This is a genomic window from Nocardia xishanensis NBRC 101358, assembly GCF_001613365.1.
Classification (GTDB): Bacteria; Actinomycetota; Actinomycetes; order Mycobacteriales; family Mycobacteriaceae; genus Nocardia; species Nocardia xishanensis.
In genome coordinates this window covers 36,449-53,408 of record NZ_BDCF01000057.1, presented here as the reverse complement: position 1 = coordinate 53,408, position 16,960 = coordinate 36,449, and the positions used below count along the sequence as shown (strand labels likewise).

General features: G+C 69.0%; 19 protein-coding genes. 4 read left to right on the top strand and 15 right to left on the bottom strand.

The window, feature by feature from the left end:
• From secF to NX1_RS30240, 4 genes are all read right to left on the bottom strand, one after another.
• The coding region (gene secF, locus NX1_RS30255; RefSeq protein ID WP_068066897.1) for a protein translocase subunit SecF at positions 1–1,116 on the bottom strand (1,116 nt) is incomplete at its 3' end.
• Positions 1,113–2,849, bottom strand: coding sequence for a protein translocase subunit SecD (gene secD / locus NX1_RS30250; RefSeq protein ID WP_068066894.1), 1,737 nt, complete (start codon positions 2,847–2,849; stop codon positions 1,113–1,115). The genes secF and secD, both read right to left, overlap by 4 nt.
• Before the next feature lie 103 nt (positions 2,850–2,952).
• On the bottom strand, positions 2,953–3,303 hold the full coding sequence (gene yajC, locus NX1_RS30245; protein WP_068066891.1) for a preprotein translocase subunit YajC: 351 nt from the start codon (positions 3,301–3,303) through the stop codon (positions 2,953–2,955).
• A 241-nt stretch (positions 3,304–3,544) separates the two neighbouring features.
• Positions 3,545–5,035 (bottom strand): flavin-containing monooxygenase, encoded by a 1,491-nt coding sequence (locus NX1_RS30240; RefSeq protein WP_068066889.1) that lies wholly within the window; start codon positions 5,033–5,035, stop codon positions 3,545–3,547.
• Between the two features lie 78 nt (positions 5,036–5,113).
• Here NX1_RS30240 and NX1_RS30235 point away from each other — a divergent pair, with 78 nt between their 5' ends.
• Together NX1_RS30235 and NX1_RS38490 are read left to right on the top strand one after the other, a co-directional pair.
• Positions 5,114–5,764 carry a TetR/AcrR family transcriptional regulator gene (locus tag NX1_RS30235; protein WP_068066886.1) on the top strand — a complete coding sequence of 217 codons (651 nt, stop codon included), beginning with the start codon at positions 5,114–5,116 and terminating at the stop codon, positions 5,762–5,764.
• 167 nt (positions 5,765–5,931) lie between these two features.
• Positions 5,932–6,504 (top strand): DivIVA domain-containing protein, encoded by a 573-nt coding sequence (locus NX1_RS38490; RefSeq protein ID WP_281217439.1) that lies wholly within the window; start codon positions 5,932–5,934, stop codon positions 6,502–6,504.
• 13 nt (positions 6,505–6,517) lie between these two features.
• Here the strand turns inward: NX1_RS38490 and NX1_RS30225 are convergent, their stop codons facing one another.
• From NX1_RS30225 to NX1_RS30205, 5 genes are all read right to left on the bottom strand, one after another.
• Positions 6,518–7,033, bottom strand: a complete 516-nt coding sequence (locus NX1_RS30225; RefSeq protein ID WP_068066883.1) for a GtrA family protein — start codon at positions 7,031–7,033, stop codon at positions 6,518–6,520.
• 106 nt (positions 7,034–7,139) lie between these two features.
• Positions 7,140–8,225 carry a Holliday junction branch migration DNA helicase RuvB gene (gene ruvB, locus NX1_RS30220; protein WP_068066877.1) on the bottom strand — a complete coding sequence of 362 codons (1,086 nt, stop codon included), beginning with the start codon at positions 8,223–8,225 and terminating at the stop codon, positions 7,140–7,142.
• 6 nt (positions 8,226–8,231) lie between these two features.
• Complete coding sequence (gene ruvA / locus NX1_RS30215) at positions 8,232–8,837, bottom strand: Holliday junction branch migration protein RuvA (RefSeq protein ID WP_068066874.1); 606 nt, start codon at positions 8,835–8,837, stop codon at positions 8,232–8,234.
• Complete coding sequence (ruvC, locus tag NX1_RS30210; protein WP_068066872.1) at positions 8,834–9,403, bottom strand: crossover junction endodeoxyribonuclease RuvC; 570 nt, start codon at positions 9,401–9,403, stop codon at positions 8,834–8,836. Before ruvC ends, ruvA begins: the two co-directional genes overlap by 4 nt.
• Before the next feature lie 94 nt (positions 9,404–9,497).
• Positions 9,498–10,004, bottom strand: a complete 507-nt coding sequence (locus NX1_RS30205) for an O-acetyl-ADP-ribose deacetylase (RefSeq protein WP_068066869.1) — start codon at positions 10,002–10,004, stop codon at positions 9,498–9,500.
• Positions 10,005–10,079: 75 nt separating this feature from the next.
• Here NX1_RS30205 and NX1_RS30200 point away from each other — a divergent pair, with 75 nt between their 5' ends.
• A complete protein-coding gene (locus NX1_RS30200; RefSeq protein WP_068066866.1) occupies positions 10,080–10,286 on the top strand; it encodes a DUF5988 family protein in 207 nt (68 codons plus the stop codon).
• 344 nt (positions 10,287–10,630) lie between these two features.
• On the opposite strand, the gene NX1_RS30195 is transcribed toward NX1_RS30200, so the two are convergent.
• The 4 genes from NX1_RS30195 to NX1_RS30180 form a co-directional block, all read right to left on the bottom strand.
• Entirely contained in the window at positions 10,631–11,383 is a 753-nt protein-coding gene (locus tag NX1_RS30195; protein ID WP_068066862.1) for a YebC/PmpR family DNA-binding transcriptional regulator, read from the bottom strand.
• Between the two features lie 130 nt (positions 11,384–11,513).
• Complete coding sequence (locus NX1_RS30190) at positions 11,514–12,347, bottom strand: C1 family peptidase (protein WP_084501860.1); 834 nt, start codon at positions 12,345–12,347, stop codon at positions 11,514–11,516.
• 140 nt (positions 12,348–12,487) lie between these two features.
• The gene (gene pdxT / locus NX1_RS30185; protein ID WP_068066859.1) at positions 12,488–13,138 is read right to left on the bottom strand and encodes a pyridoxal 5'-phosphate synthase glutaminase subunit PdxT; all 651 of its coding nucleotides are present in this window, start codon (positions 13,136–13,138) and stop codon (positions 12,488–12,490) included.
• Positions 13,139–13,197: 59 nt separating this feature from the next.
• Entirely contained in the window at positions 13,198–14,016 is an 819-nt protein-coding gene (locus tag NX1_RS30180; protein WP_068066856.1) for an acyl-CoA thioesterase, read from the bottom strand.
• A gap of 199 nt (positions 14,017–14,215) precedes the next feature.
• Here NX1_RS30180 and NX1_RS30175 point away from each other — a divergent pair, with 199 nt between their 5' ends.
• A complete protein-coding gene (locus NX1_RS30175; RefSeq protein ID WP_068066852.1) occupies positions 14,216–14,827 on the top strand; it encodes a nucleoside/nucleotide kinase family protein in 612 nt (203 codons plus the stop codon).
• A 241-nt stretch (positions 14,828–15,068) separates the two neighbouring features.
• Here the strand turns inward: NX1_RS30175 and NX1_RS30170 are convergent, their stop codons facing one another.
• Positions 15,069–15,566: a WKL family lipoprotein gene (locus NX1_RS30170; RefSeq protein ID WP_068066848.1), complete on the bottom strand. Its 498-nt coding sequence runs from the start codon at positions 15,564–15,566 to the stop codon at positions 15,069–15,071.
• A gap of 211 nt (positions 15,567–15,777) precedes the next feature.
• A complete protein-coding gene (gene pdxS / locus NX1_RS30165) occupies positions 15,778–16,698 on the bottom strand; it encodes a pyridoxal 5'-phosphate synthase lyase subunit PdxS (RefSeq protein WP_068066846.1) in 921 nt (306 codons plus the stop codon).
• Between the last annotated feature and the right edge of the window lie 262 nt (positions 16,699–16,960).

The window sequence follows — 16,960 nt, the reverse complement described above, 5'->3', positions numbered from 1 at the left end:
CACCGCGCGTTGCTCGGCTGCCGCGCCTGCCCGCGCCGCGGCGATGCCGGAGCGCTTGGCCTGCACCTTCTTGGTGTGCGCCGCCACCGGGCCCCAGCGCTCCTTGATCGAGACCAGCAGCGGGGTGGCGAAGAAGATCGACGAATAGGTGCCGACCAGCAGGCCGACCAGCTGCACCAGCGCCAGGTCCTTCAGGGTGCCGACGCCGAGCATCCACACCGCGATCACCATCAGGCCGACGATGGGCAGGATGCCGATGAGCGCGGTGTTGATCGACCGCATCAGCGTCTGGTTGATCGCCAGGTTGGCCTGTTCGCCGTAGGTGCGGCGGCTCAGGTGCAGGATGCCCCTGGTGTTCTCCTCGACCTTGTCGAACACGACGACCGAGTCGTAGAGCGAGAAGCCGAGAATCGTCAGGATGCCGATGACGGTCGCCGGCGTGACCTCGAAACCGATCAGCGAGTACACGCCCGCGGTGACCAGCACGTCGAATACCAGCGCGGCCAGCGCGGCGATCGCCATGTCGCGTTCGAAGCGGACGGCGATGTAGATCGAGACGATCACCAGGAACACAGCGAGCGCCCGCAGGGCCTTCTCGGTGATCTGGCTGCCCCAGGTCTCGCTGACGTCGGAGGTGCTGATCGCGGCGCGGCTCGGGTTGCCGCTCTTGTCCTTCGGCTTGAACTCCGCGAACAGGGCTGAGTTGAGCTTGTCGATCTGCTGGACGTTCAACGCCTCGGAGCGGATCAGCATCGTCGCGCTCGACCCGGTGCCGACGGTCTGCACGGAGACCGGGTCGGTGCCGATCGCGTCCCGATACACCTCCTCCACCTGGGAGGTGGTGGCGTCGCCCGCCGGGAACTGGACGCGCGAGCCGCCCTCGAAGTCGATGCCGAAGTTGAACCCGCGAAACACGATGCTGCCCAACGAGATCAGCACGATGACGGCGGTGATCCCGTACCACATCCGCCTGCGGCCGATGACGTCGATCGCGCCGGTTCCGGTGTAGAGCCGGTTGAAGAAGCCGTGCTTCGGCGCGTTCGGGCCGGGGACGAAATCGTCGAACGGCCGCTCGGCGTCCTTGCGCAGCGAGGGGCTGGTCTGGCTGTTGGTCATCGCGTCCTCACGCCTTCTGCGACTGCGGCTTCTGCGGCCCGGCGCTCACGCGCGACCTCTTGGATCGCGCCGAGCCCGTTGACCGACGGTTTCGACCAGAACGCGCTCCGCGAGGCCAGCAGCACCAGCGGCGCCGTGACCAGGAACACGACCACCACGTCGAGCACGGTGGTCAGGCCGAGCGTGAAGGCGAAGCCCTTGACCTGCCCTGCCGCGAGCCAGTACAGCACCGCGGCGGCGATGAAGCTCACCGCGTTACCGGACAGGATGGTGCGGCGGGCCCGCTGCCAGCCGCGCGGCACGGCCGAACGGAAGCTGCGGCCCTCGCGCATCTCGTCCTTGATGCGTTCGAAGAACACGACGAACGAGTCGGCGGTCATGCCGATACCGATGATCAGACCGGCGATGCCCGCCAGGTCGAGGGTGAAGCCGATCCATCGCCCGAGCAGCACCATGATCCCGTACACGGCGAAGCCGGACGCGATCAGCGACAGACCCGTCAGGAACCCGAGCATGCGGTAGTAGGCGAGGCAGTAGAGCAGCACCACGACCAAGCCGATCGCGCCCGCGATCAGGCCGGCGCGCAGCGAGGAGAGGCCAAGGGTCGCCGAGACTGTCTCGGCCTCCGAGGTCTGGAACGACAGCGGCAGCGAACCGTACTTCAGCGTGTTCGCCAGTTCCTTGGCGGACTTGGCGGTGAAGGAGCCGGAGATCTGGGTGGTGCCGCCGAGCTGCGGACCCGCCTGCACCTGCGGCGCGCTGAACACCTTGGAATCCAGGGTGAACGCGACGCGCTTGTAGAGGTACTCGCGGGTGAGGTCCGCCCAAGCGTCGCTGCCGGTCGACTTGAACTTCAGGTCGACCACCCAGCGCGACTGCTGCTGATCGAGGTTGGCGATCGCGTTGTCGATCTCCTGGCCGTCGATGCGGCTCTTGTCCAGCAGGAAGACCTCGGTGCCGTCCTGCGAGCAGGTGACCAGCGGCAGGTTCGGGTCGTCGTTGCCCGCGAGCGGGTCCGGCTTGGTGCAGTCGAGCGCGAGCATCGCCGCCTGCTGGGTGGCCTGGTCGGTGCTCTGCCTGGTCGCCTTGGCCGCGGCGATCTCGCGCTGCGTCTCTTCCTGCTGAGTCTGGTTCGGGTCAGCGGGCTGAGTGGGCGCCTGGGCTGGGAAGACCCGCTGCTGCGGCGCGGGCGCCTCCTCGACGAGCGCTTCCGGTGCGGGCGCCCCGGGAGCGGCAGCCTCGGGAGCGGCAGCCTCGGGAGCGGGAGCCTCGGCCGGAGCGGGCACGGGGGCGGGCTGTCCGGCGTCCGGCGCGGGCTGCTGCGCGGGCGGCACCTGCGGCACGGTCGCACCCTTGGGCACAGCCTGCAGCACCGGACGGATGTAGAGCTTGGCGGTGGTGGCGAGCGCGCGCGCCTGCTGGCCGTCGTCGCCCGGCACCGTGATCACGATGTTGTCGCCCTCGATGGCCACCTCGGAGCCGGAGACGCCGAGACCGTTGACGCGGTTCTCGATGATCTCCTGCGCCTTGTGCAGGCTGTCCTGGCTCGGCTTGCTGCCGTCCGGCGTGCGGGCGGTCAGCGTGACCCGCGTGCCGCCCTGCAGATCGATGCCGAGCTTGGGGGTCGGGGCCTTGTCACCGGTGAAGAACACCAACGCATAGATCACGGCCAGCAGCGCGGCGTAGACGCCGAGCAACCTGAGCGGATGCGCCGATCCCTGAGAAGGTGGCACAGTTCGTATCTCCTAGGCGGGAAGTCGAGGGTGGATCAGGCGCGCACACGAGTGTGCCGCCGGGCGCGGGCACGTCCGGCGCGCGGTCGTGGCGCAGCCGACGTCAGTCCTTGGTCAGCCGGGTCTCGGTCTGCTCGGGCGATTCCTCGGCGGGCACCGCCGGGGTCTCGTCGGTACCGGTCTCGTCGGCGGTCGCCTCGTCGACGGTACGGACCTCACGGATGGCCTGCCGCAACCAGGTGGTCACGACGTCCTCCGCGATCTCCAGGTCGACCGTCTCGTCGTCGAGGTCGACAACGGTGCCCCACAGACCCGACGTGGTGATCACCGCGTCGCCGATCTTCAGGTCTTCCTGCATGGCCGTGACCTTCTCGGCCTCCCGCTTCTGGCGGCGGATACCGAGGAACATCGGCACGAGCAGGGCTACCAGTAGCAGCGGAAACAGAAAATCCATCGTCGAAGTCAGTCCCTGTCTTGTGGGTGGGATGGACATGTACGCACACAGTCTGCCAGCTGTTGTCGGCACTGCCACACCCGCACACCCTTGACGTGCGCCACTCGAGCCGACTCGTGCGGCCGGGGGCACGTCGAATGGCGTCCCCCAGCCCGGTCGGCGCGGCGGAAAAACGTTGTCATCCGGCCGAAAAGAAGCCCCGCGACCGGGCGTTTCCCGGTCGCGGGGAGGTTGGTCGCGATCAGGCGGGCACGCCGTAGACGTAGTCGTCGAGCGGGAAGCTCACCGCCTGACGGTGCGTGCTGACGGTGCTGTTCGGACGCAGCAGCGCGGCCTCGCCGTGCTGGTTGAAGTAGTAGCTGCGCGCCGTCGCGCAGTCGCCGCCGTAGAACACCGAGGCGCCCAGCTTGTCGGTGACGGTGTCCAGGAAGCGGGCGTTGGCCGCCTCGGTCACCTCGAAGGTGGTCTCGCCGCGGCGGAACAGCTCGCCGAACAGCCTGCCCATGTGCTTCATCTGGGCCTCGATGGTGGTGAAGTAGGACAGACCGCTGTAGGAGTACGGGCTGTTCAGACTCAGGAAGTTCGGGAACTTCGGCACCGTGATGCCCTCGTAGGCCTGGAAACGGTTGTCCCGCCAGAACTTTCCGAGATTCGCCCCGTCGCGGCCGATGATCTCCACGGCAGGGAAGTTCACGTCCCACAGGTTGAAGCCGGTGGCGAGGATCAGCGTGTCGATCTCGGTCTTGTGCCCGTCGGCGGTGATGATGCCGTCGGCCTCGACGTGGTCGATCGAGCTCGTCTCGAGCCGCACGTGCGGCTGATTGAACGTCTTGAAGTAGTGGTTGGAGAAGGTGGGGCGCTTGCAGCCGAAGTCGTAGTGCGGGGTGAGCTGCTCGCGGGTCCGCTTGTCGCGCACCTGTGCGCGCAGGTGCGCCTTGGCCAGCAGCCCCGCGCCCTTGTTCATCGCCTTGGCCTGCTTGAAGTGCAGCACGCCGACCACCATGAGCGCCTCGAGCATCGAGGTGTTGACCAGGCGCGCGGCCTTCTGGGTCGCGGGCACCCTGGCGAACAACTTCTGCACCGGCGCCGGGATCGGCGCGTCGACCTTGGGCACCACCCAGATCGGGGTGCGCTGGAAGACGGTGAGCGCGGCGGCCTTCTTGGCCACCTCGGGCACCAGCTGGACGGCGGTGGCGCCCGTTCCGATGATCGCGGCGCGGCGACCGGTCAGGTCGAAGTCGTCCTCCCACGCGGTGGTGTGGATGATCTTGCCCGCGAAGGACTCGATGCCGGGGAACGGCGGCGTGTAGGGCTGGGAGAGGAATCCCGTCGCGGTGAGGAGGTAACGGCCCGTGACGGTTTCGCCGCTCGCGAGGGAGACCACCCAGTGCTGATTCTCTTCGTCCCAGCGCGCGCCGTCCACCACGGCGCCGAAGCGCATCCTGCGGCGCAGGCCGTACTTGTCGGCGACGTGCTCGGCGTACTTCTTCAGCTCCTTGCCGGGGGCGAACAACCGCGACCAGTAGGGGTTGGGCTCGAAGGAATACGAGTAGGTCACCGACGCGATGTCGACCGCGAGGCCCGGGTAGTGGTTGACGTGCCAGGTGCCGCCGAGATCGTTCTCCCGCTCCAGGATCACGTAATTGCTCAGACCCAGCCGGTCGAGCTCGATGCCCGCCCCCATGCCACCGAATCCCGCACCGACCACGACGGCGTCGTACTGAGGCGCCACGTCGAACCTCCAGAAATGTGAATCAGTTGTCACGGAATGACACATCATTCCGTTTGTGACGACAGTATCATTGCCAGGATGACGAAGCCATCCACCCGTGCGCCCCGGCCTGCCGCCGGAAACGCGCTGCAGCGACGCAAGGCCGAATTGCGGCAGGAGATCATCGACACGGCGTTCGTCTGCTTCGCCGAGAAGGGCTATCACGCCACCGGCATCGCCGATATCGCAGGCGAACTCGGCATCGGCCACGGCACCTTCTACCGCTACTTCGCCAACAAGCGCGACATCATCGATCACGTAATCGATGACCTGTCCGCCCGCATCATCGACGCGCTCGGCACCCAGAACGCCCCGGACGCGGCGGGTTCACTCGACGAGTACCGCGCCCAGCTGGAGCGCATCGGAACAGCGCTGTCGCGGATCCTGCTCGAGGAACGGCGCATCCCGCAGCTGCTGCTGTTCCACGCCACCGGCATCGACGACGAACTCACCGCTCGGCTCTACGGCCTGCTCGACACGGCGGACGCGCTCACCGCGGGCTACCTGGAACACGGCGTCGAGCGGGGATACCTGCGCGCCGACCTGGACACCGCCAATACCGCGCGGGCGGTGACGGGCATGCTGCTCGCAGGCGTCATCCACGGCATGCGCGATCCAGAGGAAGCGGCCATCGACGGCTTGAACCAGGCGGTCCGGCGGCTGCTCATCGACGGCGTGCGCAAGGACTGACGACCGCCCGTGCGAAACGCCTCCGCCGACTACAGTGTGGGTGCACAAAGTCAGTGGTTCGCATGGGGGCGTTCGTGTTTGCAAGATACGGGTCGGGACGAGACCGCGCAGTACGAAATATCCGTATTCGTGCGGATCCGGTCGGTGACCCTGACACAATGTCGCGGATGATGACCCCCGACGACGTGAGCCGAATCCATTTCGCCATGCCTTCGGTCGGTCATCGTGGCTATCACGCCGACGAGGTCGACGCCTTCATGGAATTGGTCGCCGCCACCCTCGACGGTCACGGCGCGCTCACCGCCGACGACATCCGCCACGTCGTCTTCGGCACGCCCCGTTTCGGCGGGCGCGGCTACCAGGCCGATCAGGTGGACGAGTTCCTCGACCGGGTGCGCGCCGAGCTCGAACACCGGCAGAACGGCACGCGGCCGCTGCCCGCGGGCGGCACCGGCGCAGGCCCCGGCCCCGCTCCCCTGCTCACTCCCGACGACGTGCACCGCATGCGGTTCACCCAGTCCCCTGTCGGCCGCCGCGGCTACCACGAGGAGGAGGTGGACGCCTTCCTGGATCTGGTGGCGGCCACCTTGGCGCACGGCGGGCCGGGCTGCCTCACGGTCGGTGACGTGCGCGCGGTCCGCTTCACCGAGGCGCGCCTGGGCACCCGCGGCTACCAGCGTGACGAGGTCGACGCCTTCCTCGACCTGGTGGTCACCGCGCTCGAGAAGGCGCACCACTGACGCTCGGGCCGAATCAGCCCTGGATGCTGTGCAATTCGGCCTCGCGCAGGTCGTCCGGGAAGACGAACCTGCGCAGCGCCCAGAAGCGGAAGGCCATGGCGAGCAGCACGCCGAGGATCTGACCGGTGATGAAGTTGGCCACGGCCTGGGTCACCGGCCCGACGTGCGGCACCCGCAGATCCAGCACGTACAGCGAAATCGCCTGCGGGATCATCGTGACGCCGATGCCGAGCGCGCTCACCGCGAAGAACAGCGCGGCCTCGTGATGGCGCTGACGCCCGCCCCTGGTGCGAAAAGACCACTCGCGGTTCAGGATGTAGGACGCGATGGTGGCGATCAGCACACCGAGCAGGCGGGCGGTGAGCGGCTTATCGCCTAGCACCGTCAGTTTGGTGGCGTACACGACGCCCGTGTCGATGAACCACGTGATGGCGCCGACCGTCGCGAATTTCAGCAGTTCCCGGTGCTCGATCGCCTTGCTGCGATACGGCTCGGGGATGCGGTCGAGCACGGATTGAACCACCGTCATGTCCCGACTCTATCGGTGCGGATCCGAGCACGCCGGTCGCGCGGCTCCCGGTATCGGCGGGACAGCGCGTTCACGGGATGTCCGCCGCCCCAGCCGGGGGCGCCGATCAGTCGAAAAGGTCCAGGGTCGGATGCGGTTCCCTGCCACGGACTTCGATCGAGCCGAACACCAGATCGGGCGGTGGCACCAAGCCGAGATGCTCCCACGCCGCGGCCGTCGCGACGCGCCCGCGCGGCGTCCGCGCCACCATGCCCGCGCGCACCAGGAAGGGTTCGCAGACCTCCTCGACGGTGGCCGCCTCCTCGCCCACCGCGACCGCGAGGGTCGAGACGCCCACCGGACCGCCGTTGAAGCTGCGGACCAGCGCGCCGAGGACCGCACGGTCCAGACGGTCCAGGCCGAGGGAATCCACGTCGTAGACCTCGAGCGCGGCCCGCGCGATGGGACGGGTGATCAGCCCGTCGGCGCGCACCTCGGCGTAATCGCGGACCCGGCGCAACAACCGGTTCGCGATGCGCGGCGTGCCGCGGGACCGGCCCGCGATCTCGGCGGCCGCGTCGGTCTCGATGCCGACGCCGAGGATGTGCGCCGAGCGCAGCAGGATCCGCAGCAGCTCGTCGGGCTCGTAGAAGTCCATGTGACCGGTGAAGCCGAAGCGATCGCGCAGCGGGCCGGTCAGCGCGCCCGAGCGGGTGGTCGCCCCGACCAGGGTGAAGGGGGCGATGTCGAGCGGGATCGAGGTCGCGCCCGGCCCCTTGCCGACCACCACGTCGACGCGGAAGTCCTCCATGGCGAGGTAGAGCATCTCCTCCGCGGGGCGCGCGATGCGGTGGATCTCGTCGATGAACAGCACGTCGCCCTCGACCAGATTGCTGAGCATGGCGGCCAGATCGCCCGCCCGCTCCAGCGCAGGGCCAGAGGTGATGCGCAGCGCGGTGCCGAGCTCGGCGGCGATGATCATCGCCATGCTGGTCTTGCCGAGGCCCGGTGGCCCCGACAGCAGCACATGGTCGGGAGTGCCGCCGCGCTGTTTGGCGCCGCGCAGCACCAGGGCGAGCTGTTCGCGGACCCGCGGCTGGCCGATGAAGTCGTCGAGCGACTTCGGACGCAGGCTCGCCTCGATCTCGCCGTCGGACTTCAGATAGCTTGCGCTGACCGGGGATTCGGCCGCGCCGGTGTCGTCGTAGTCCATCGTGGCCTATCGGTTCTTGCCGAGCAGCGACAGCGCGGCCCGCAACGCGGTGGAGGTGTCGGCGGCGGGCTGGTCGGCAAGGACGGTGTCCACCGCCTGTTCGGCCTGCTTGACCGGGAAACCCAGCCCGGTCAGCGCTTCGACGACCTGCTCGCGCACGGGGGTGATCACCGGAGCGGGCGCGCTGCCGGGCGGGCCCGCCTGCACCGGAACGAGATTCACCTTGTCGCGCAGTTCCACCACCATGCGCTCGGCGCCGCGCTTGCCGATGCCGGGCACCCTGGTGAGCGCCGCGACATTGCTCTCGGCCAGCGCCTTGCGCAGCGCCTCCGGCTCGAGCACCGCGAGCACGGCCATGGCCAGGCGCGGGCCGACGCCGGAGACCGTCTGCAGCAGACCGAACAGGTCGCGCGCCTCGGTGTCGGCGAAGCCGTACAGCGTCATCGAGTCCTCGCGCACGATCATCGCCGTGTAGAGGCGGGTTTCCGCGCCGCGAGTCAGCGCGGCCAGCGTCGAGGGGGTCGCGTTGAGCCGGTAGCCGACGCCCGCCGCCTCGACCACCGCGTGGTCGAGCGCGATCTCCAGCACCTCGCCGCGTACCGACGCGATCACCCGCGCACCGCCTTCCGTTGTTCCGCCAGTCGTTCGGTGTAGCGCCGCCGCGCCTCGGCCGCCTTTGCCTCGGCCGCGGCCATCCGCTCCAGCAGCGGCGCCCGCCAACAATGACAGATCGCCAACGCCAGCGCATCCGCCGCGTCCGCCGGTTTGGGCGCGACCTGGAGGCCGAGGATGCGGGTGACCATCGCGGTCACCTGCGCCTTGTCCGCGGTGCCGTTGCCGGTGACCGCGGCCTTCACCTCGCTCGGCGTGTGGAAGGCCACCGGGATCCCGCGCCGCGCGGCCGCCAAGGCGATCACGCCGCCCGCCTGGGCGGTGCCCATCGCGGTGCGCACGTTGTGCTGGGCGAACACCCGCTCGATCGCCACCGCCGCGGGACGGTGGGTGTCCATCCACTCCTCGGCGGCGTCGGCGACGCGCATCAGCCGCTGCGCCAGCTCCATGTCCGCGGGGGTGCGCACCACATCGACGTCGAGCGCGGTGACTTTCCGGCCGAGCCCACCCTCCACGATGCTGAGGCCGCACCGGGTGAGCCCCGGGTCGACGCCCATCACCCGCACGAATTCCCCTCTCCCAGACACGAACAACTGTTCGAGAGTCTAACGGAGCGGGGTGCTCCCGGTCACCAGCGACACGGTCCGCGACCCCGTGGACCTAGGCCCGCGCGGCGAAGGCCGTGTAGGCGCGTTCGTCGAAGAGCACGAAGCGCACGGTCCACACCGCGGTCTCGGTCGCGCGCACGGTTTCGACCGCGATGCGCGCGCCGTCTTCGATCGGCCAGCCGTAGATGCCGGTGGAGATGGCGGGGAACGCGACGGTGCGGGCTCCGAGTTCGTCGGCGACCCGAAGGGATTCGCGGTAACAGGAGGCCAGCAGCTCGGAACGGTCCTCACCGGCCGACCAGACCGGGCCGACGGTGTGCACGACCCAGCGGGCGGGCAACCGACCGGCGGTCGTCGCCACCGCTTTGCCGGTGGGCAGGCCCTTGCCGTAGTGCGACGCGCGCAGGTCGCGGCACGCGGCCAAGATGTCGGGACCGCCCTTGCGATGAATGGCGCCGTCGACCCCGCCACCGCCGAGCAACGAGGAGTTGGCCGCGTTGACCACCGCGTCGACCGCCTGCTCGGTGATGTCGCCGCGCACGAACTCGAGGAAGACCATACGGAGGATTCTCCCGCGCCCCGCGGTCCCGCGAAAATGCCGAGGCCGCGGCGCTCTCGGAACTACCATCGGTTGATGAGCAACGGTGCGAAAGCCATCCTCGAAGGCGGCCCAGCGGACTTGCCGGAGCGGATCGTTCCCATCACCCCGCCGGGGATCGAGCTCAAAATCCCCTTCAAGGGCGGTTACGAACACTTCAAGGTCACCCAGCGGCAGGCCGACACCGAGTCGGGTCCCCTGACCGTCTACGAGTGGTGTGACCGCACGAAAGTGGCCGAATAACCCCCGGGGTGAATCCTGTGGGCGAACCGGATCGGGTCGCCCGTAGGTGTCTTACGGTCACCTTCGGCGCGTCGGTCTCGGTACCCGGCGTGCCCCCTCGATCGATGCTCGGCCCCGGTCCGGCCCCATCACCGCGCACCCGCCGGGAGCGCAGGCCGAACGACAGCGCCACGAAGAAGAACTTCGCATGACGACGCGATCGACCGGACGCTGCCGATCCGGACAAGACGGCGAGCCCCGGCCGCATCGTGGCCGGGGCTCGCCGTAGTGCCGAATCGTCGGCCGGGCCGAGCTCGGTCGTCGAGTCTGGGCTCGGTCGTCCGACCGCTCGGTCGTCCGACCGCTCAGTCGTCGAGCTGCGCGAGGACCTCGTCGGAGACGTCCACGTTGGTGTAGACGTTCTGCACGTCGTCGCTGTCCTCGAGCGCGTCGACCAGCTTGAACACCTTACGCGCTCCCTCGGCGTCGACCGCGACCGACACCGACGGCTGGAAGCCGGACTCGGCGGAGTCGTAGTCGATGCCGGCCGCCTGCAGCGCCTTGCGCACGTCGATCAGATCGCTCGGGTCGCTGATGACCTCGAACGACTCGCCGAGGTCGTTGACCTCCTCGGCCCCCGCGTCCAGCACGGCCATCAGCACGTCGTCCTCGGAGAGACCGTTCTTCTCCAGGGTGATGACGCCCTTGCGGTGGAACAGGTAGGCCACCGAGCCCGGGTCGGCCATGTTGCCGCCGTTGCGGGTCATCGCGACGCGCACCTCGCCCGCGGCGCGGTTGCGGTTGTCGGTGAGGCACTCGACGAGCACCGCGACGCCGTTGGGGCCGTAGCCCTCGTACATGATGGTCTGCCAGTCGGCGCCGCCCGCTTCTTCACCGCCGCCGCGCTTGCGGGCGCGCTCGATGTTGTCGTTGGGGACCGACGATTTCTTGGCCTTCTGAATGGCGTCGTACAGCGTCGGGTTGCCATCCGGATCACCGCCACCCGTGCGGGCCGCCACCTCGATGTTCTTGATCAGCTTCGCGAAGAGCTTGCCCCGCTTGGCGTCGATCGCGGCCTTCTTGTGCTTGGTGGTGGCCCATTTGGAGTGGCCGCTCATTCCCTACTTCCTTCGGGTCGGTTGACGGACAACTCCACAAGCCTAATAGACGCCGTCCGCCCGGCTTCGGCCCCCATTCCTTCCCGCGACCGGGGCAGGACCCGTGAGTCCCGCCCGGCGCGCCGAGAACTCAGAACGAGACCACGTACGCCTCCGGGAAGAACGCGCCCTGGATGTAGTGCGGCGACGCGTACGCGAAGCCGTTGTCGCCCCATGCGGTGCCCCAGCTGTTGCGGACGATGAAGTGTCCGCTGGGCAGGTAGCCCACGATGGCGACGGCGTGCCCGCCGCGTTCGGTGCCCGCCCGGAATTCCTCCAGGAAACCGCCGTTGTCGGTGGAGCTGTCCCAGGTGTCGTCCACCATGAGGCCCGCGAGGATCGGGCTGCCGCCCGCCAGCACGGTGCGCCACTGGTCGATGTTCTTGCCGACGTTGAAATACGAGGCGATGCGCAGTGTGGCCGCGTGCGCCCAGAAGGTGTTCTCCTGGCCGCGGTACATCTTGGTCTCGATGTGGAACGGCAGATACCGCTCCTCGACCACGCCGTACTTCTTGCAGACCTCGACGGCCGCCTTCAGCTCGGTGCCCGCGCCCTCGATGAAGGTCTCCGGCCGCTGTGAGAACGCGTCGGTCTCCTTGGAGGCCATCCACACGAATCGCGGTGAGACGCGGCGCTCTTCGCTCAATTTGGTCGCGGTCACCAGGTGGTAGCGCATCAGTCCGTCGCCGGTCGCCCAGCCGACGCAGGACCCGGTGTCCTCCTGGTCGCCGATGGTCCACCAGTCGCGGCGCAGGTCCACCGAGGGCGGCAGCGCGGCGACCGCGCCGAGCGCGCCGACGGCCAGTGCGTCGGCGAACGTCCAATCCCCCTCGGTGTCGCGGGACGGGACCAGGTTGAGAATCCGGGACTCGGCAGGCACCGGTCCTTCGTTGCCCGCACGGCGGGCGGGAATGACATCGGTCATGATCGTGCTTCGTTCGTCGGGTGGTGTCGTCACCACGCCCGGGTCGGTCGGGATCGCCCGGATGGAAGCGATGATTCACCGGCGGCAGCGCCGAAACACGAGTACTCGGTTACCCGTTTCACCTGCGCTTTCGGCGCGAGCTACGCAGCGCGGACCAGGTCGACGAACATGCGATGCACCCGCAGGTCACCGGTCACCTCGGGGTGGAACGACGTGGCGAGCACCTTGCCTTGGCGCACCGCGACGACGCGGCCGGCGAACGGACCGGAGGGCACCGTCGCCAGCACTTCGACGTTCTCGCCCGCCCGCTCGACCCACGGCGCGCGAATGAACACCGCGCGCACCGGGCCGTCGTCGAGGCCCACGAAATCGAGATCGGTCTCGAAGGAGTCGACCTGCCGCCCGAAGGCGTTGCGGCGCACCGTCATATCGATGCCGGAAAGATGCTTGGCGTCCGCACGGGTGTCGAGCACCTCCGAGGCCAGCAGGATCATGCCCGCGCAGGAACCGAAGGCGGGCATGCCGTCGCGCAGCCGCGCGCGCAGCGGTTCGAGCAGCTCGAACGCCTCCAGCAGCTTGCTGATCGCGGTCGACTCGCCGCCGGGCAACACCAGGCCGTCCACGGCGGCCAGCTCGGCGGCCCGCCGTACCAGCACCGGCTGCGCGCCGCAGTGCTCGAGCGCCGAGACGTGTTCGCGCACATCACCTTGCAGAGCCAGAACACCGATGGTGGGCCGGGACGACGTCTGCCGCGCCTCCGTTGCGGGTGCGGCGACCGATGCTGCGTTCACCCCGCCGAGCTTACGAGCCCGCGCACTGTGGGCCCGCTCACGGTCGCCGTCGCCCGCCCTCATGTCCGCGGGGTGCGGATCAGTCCTTCCTGGACGACCGCGGCGACCAGCTTGCCCTCGCGGTTGAAGATCTTGCCGCCGGTGAGCGCGCGGCCGAAACCCGCCGAGGGCGAGGACTGGTCGTAGAGCAGCCAGTCGTCGGCGCGGAACGGGCGCAGGAACCACATGGCGTGATCCAGCGACGCGTCCTGGGTCGGCTCGTCGGGGTGGGTGACCTTGGAGGAGCCGAGCAGCGTCATGTCGCTCATGTAGGCCAGCGTGCAGACGTGGAACAGCGGGTCGTCGGGCAGCGGGTGCCGGTAGCGGAACCACACCTGCTGCTGGGAGACCACGCCGTCGCGGCGCGACACCGAGTCCTGCGGCACGGTGCGGATGTCCCAGTGCTCCCATTCGCGCATCGCCCACAGCCGTTCGGGGCTCATCGAGGTCTGCGCGTCGGGCAGGTCGTCCGGCGCCGCCACCTCGGGCATCACGTCCTGGTGCTCCGGGCCCGCGTCGCCGACGTGGAACGAAGCCGACATCGTGAAGATCGCCGCACCGTCCTGCACGCCGGTGACCCGGCGGGTGCAGAAGGACCGGCCGTCGCGGATCCGCTCGACCAGGTACACGGTGGGTTCCTGCGGATTGCCAGGACGCAGGAAGTACCCGTGCAGCGAATGCACCTGGAACCGCGGCTCCACCGTGCGCACGGCCGAAACCAGGGCCTGCCCGGCGACCTGGCCGCCGAAGGTACGAGCCAGCTGGGTCTTCGTGGACGCGCCACGGAAGATGTCCCGCTCCAGGCGTTCGATCTCCAATGCCTCTTCGATTGTCGCCATGCGCTGAGGTTAACCCGCGGCGTCCGATTCTCCCCCTTCGGCCACCGGTCCAGTCGCGCGAGCGGATGCCCGGAATTCGCGGGCCACGCGGGCGATGTCGCGCCGGTCACATCGCCGGGCGCTGTCGCCGTGGCGAACTCCGCTCGAGCGATCGTGGCCGAGCGAAGCATCCCGGCGGCGCGTCTGCTGTGATGGAGCGGTGCCGCAGTTCGTGCCGATCACCCAGGACGGCCTCGCCGATCTGCTCGTCGACCGGGTCTCGGCGCTGCCGGGCCGCCGCCTGATCGCCGTCGACGGGGCCGACGCGGCACAACCCGCGGCGTTCGCGCGGCTCGCCGCCGAACGCCTGCGCGGAACGGGCCGGTCCGCCGAGGTGCTTTCGCTGCACGACTACGTGCGTCCGGCCTCGCTGCGCATGGAGTTCGGCCGCGAAGACGAATACTCCTACCGCACAGCGTGGTTCGACTACGACGCGGTCCGTCGCGAGGTCGTCGGCGCGCTACGCGAGCACGGTCGCTGGCTGCCCGCGCTATGGGACGAGGCCGCCGATCGCTCGGCCCGCGCGGCCGTCCGCGCGGCACCCACCGATCTGGTGCTGTTCCTCGCCGGACCCATGCTCCTCGGCCGCGATCTCGCCTTCGACCTGACGGTGCGCCTCGATCTCAGCGAAGCGGCGCTGCGCCGCCGGACGCCGCGGGAAGAGCACTGGACCATCCCCGCTCTGCTGCACTATGACCGCGAGAATCCGGAGGTGCCAACGTTTTCCGCGCGGTGGGACCACCCCGATCGCCCGGCGCTGAGCCGCTCTTGAACCACCGCAGCCCGTAACCCATTGTGGCGCACGGTGATCAACTGGATTCCCTGCTGCGCCGGGCAGGAAAAAGAACACCCGATCGCAATGCGCGACCGGGTGTCGTCGAGAGGCTACAGATTCGACGTGTTCGACGAGTGGCACACACAGCGGCAGCGGAGCCTCCGCCGCCCCCGACGTTGTGTGCCACTCGTCCGCCGTCACGTGTGCGGCACGATCCGCGTTGCGCGGATCAGCGTTGTCAGGCGCAGGCGGCCGACTGCTGACCGAGGTTGGTCAGCATGCCGCAAGCCCACGCCTTCTGGACCTTCCAGGTGCCGTTCTCGGCGACGAACGGCACGTCCGCCAGGTTCTCCTGGCCGTTGAGCACGATCTTGGCCTTGGCGTTGATAGTGTCGCCGAAGGCGGTCACCTCGGTCACCACGACACTGGCCCCGGTCTGCTGATAGGCCTCCGCCAGCCGGCCGGGCAGCTCCGGATCGGCCTCGGCGCCCTGGATCATCGCCAGCTTCTCCTGGTTCGGCACCGCCGGGTCGAGTGCCCGCTGCAGCTGGGTGTTCAACTGCTCCACGGTCGGCACGGGCGGCACGTTCGCCGCCGCGCCTGCCTTGACGCTGGTGGTGGTGCGGGCCGGCTTGGCGTCCTCGCTCTTGTCGTCGCTGCCGCACGCCGTCATGCTCAGCGCGGCGGCGACGGCCAGGCCTGCGATCGCGACTCTTCCGGTCTTCCGAAGCTTCAACTCTGATCCTTTGCGTTCGAATCGGTCGGCGGCAGCGGCGACCGTGCAGCTCGCCGTGCACCGAAACCTACTCAGCGGCTCTGTGGGAACTCTGAGATCGTGGTGTGGCGGGTCGAAGAGTCGAGATCAGCGCGAACCGAAACGCCCGGCCCCGGGCTGCTGCCTGGGACCGGGCGTGACGAAAAGGGAAGTGCGGCAAGTGCCGCGGGGCTCACCAGCCGCGTTCGGCGAGCCGGTGCGGCTGCGCGATCTCCTCGACGTTGATGCCGACCATGGCCTCGCCGAGACCGCGCGAGACCTTCGCCAGCACGTCCGGGTCGTCGTAGAAGGTGGTGGCCTTGACGATGGCGGCCGCGCGCTGCTCCGGGTTGCCGGACTTGAAGATGCCCGAGCCGACGAACACGCCCTCGGCGCCGAGCTGCATCATCATCGCGGCGTCGGCCGGGGTGGCGATGCCGCCCGCGGTGAACAGCACGACGGGCAGCTTGCCGGTCTCGGCGACCTCGCGGACCAGCTCGTAGGGGGCCTGCAGCTCCTTGGCCGCGACGTAGAGCTCGTCGGCGGGCAGCGCGGCGAGCCTGCGGATCTCCTGGCGGATCTGACGCATGTGGGTGGTCGCGTTGGACACGTCGCCGGTGCCGGCCTCGCCCTTCGAGCGGATCATGGCCGCGCCCTCGGTGATGCGGCGCAGCGCCTCACCCAGGTTGGTGGCGCCGCAGACGAAGGGAACGGTGAAGTTCCACTTGTCGATGTGGTTGGCGTAGTCGGCGGGGGTGAGCACCTCGGACTCGTCGATGTAGTCGACGCCGAGGCTCTGCAGGATCTGCGCCTCGACGAAGTGACCGATGCGGGCCTTCGCCATGACCGGGATGGAGACGGCGTTGATGATGCCGTCGATCATGTCGGGGTCGCTCATCCTGGATACGCCGCCCTGCGCCCTGATATCGGCGGGCACCCGCTCCAGCGCCATGACGGCGACCGCGCCCGCGTCCTCGGCGATCTTGGCCTGCTCGGGGGTGACGACGTCCATGATCACCCCGCCCTTGAGCATCTCGGCCATGCCGCGCTTGACGCGGGCGGTGCCGACGGTGTTGGTGGTCTCGGGCGTGGTCACGGCAAACTCCTGAGTCATGTGCGCCTATCAAGTCGCGCGGAACGAAACGACCCCATTCTAAGTGGGGAGAGAAAGCCACTTGATAGCCAGTTGAGGGCCACTGGACTGGTGCCGAGGTCTACTCGGGGGCCAGCTGGGCGCGACGTGACGCACGCCATGTTCACGGGGGCCCGCTCCCCCGCGTCCCGGCGAACCGTTCGCTATCGAACGGGCCCGCGCGGGCGCGGAATCACCGGGCCCCGAACTCAGATCGGGTTCACGACCAGCAGCTGCGCCCAGT